Genomic DNA, 560 nt, shown 5'->3' on the forward strand with positions numbered 1-560 from the left:
GGATGATTCCTACGTTGCCATTGAATATGACCGTAGAAACTATTTGTTGCCGGTGAAGTGTGAAGATGACGTTGCTAAAAGACTCAAAGATGCTGTGCTCGATGGGCTTGAAGAATATCTGCAGGCTGTTTTAGACGATTATGTAGGTCAAATATTGACCGATAGATACTTATTCATTGGCAGTCAATTTCTACCAGAACCAAGCATCAATCTGCGCTTAGAAATGGAGGCATTGCTATGTGTAAAGGAGAGAAAGGGTAGCGATGAGGCGGCCTCTAGAGCGGCGATGTTCCTATCTGGCTGGATATGGAGGGCTGCGTGCATGAAATCTGAAGTGCTAAGCAAAAAACTAGGGGTGATGCGTTTGCTTATGCCACCAGATGGTAGGATATCGATATTGCGATCAACAGAGAATGGTAAGTTGTTGATTTTAAAGGCTGTGGTTGCGCCGCCGCCAGGCAGAAATGTTACTCCGGGGATTTACCAAGGGGCTTCAATCGATTATGTAAAATCAACTAAGGAAATCAACCGTGTAGACTTGTCTACAAAAGAGCAGTATG

Annotated in this window: 1 protein-coding gene; it reads left to right on the forward strand. The window is 44.3% G+C overall.

From position 1 onward, the window contains the following. Positions 1-560 (forward strand): hypothetical protein (locus tag A3754_RS27405; RefSeq protein ID WP_197468513.1); only part of this gene is annotated, 560 nt, incomplete at both ends.

Source organism: Alcanivorax sp. HI0083 (assembly GCF_001635175.1).